Source organism: Pseudoalteromonas sp. S1609 (assembly GCF_005887255.1).
In the GTDB taxonomy this organism is placed as follows: domain Bacteria; phylum Pseudomonadota; class Gammaproteobacteria; order Enterobacterales; family Alteromonadaceae; genus Pseudoalteromonas.
In genome coordinates, this window is record NZ_PNDJ01000289.1 from 1 (window position 1) to 335 (window position 335).

Consider the following 335-nt stretch of genomic DNA (forward strand, 5'->3'; position numbering starts at 1 on the left):
TAACTGTATTGGATTATAGGTTCCCCTGCCTTGTATGTACGGTTATTTGTTGATCGCCAAAGTGTTGCATAAATTCACAGTGCTCATATTATTCTCACTACAAGCTGTTGCGCGACTCGCTATAATCCTCTGACGAGCTACGCTGGTTGTACACGCCCCCCAGGTGCAGAAAAAGGAGCAGAGAGGTTTTGCTTTGAACCGGGTTGTCGTAATTGGTGAGCGTCACAAGAATGCCACGAATTAATTTTAAATTTATCTAAGTAATCAAGCGGGTTACTTAGTCGCCCAATTTGACTCGAGTTGGTGGGTGTATAAATGCAGCCCTCAATTCCACC

1 pseudogene is annotated in these 335 nt (G+C 44.2%); it reads right to left on the reverse strand.

What is annotated here, in order from left to right:
- Window positions 1–137: 137 nt before the first annotated feature.
- Window positions 138–335: pseudogene (locus CWB76_RS20210) on the reverse strand (FAD-dependent oxidoreductase); the annotation flags it as partial.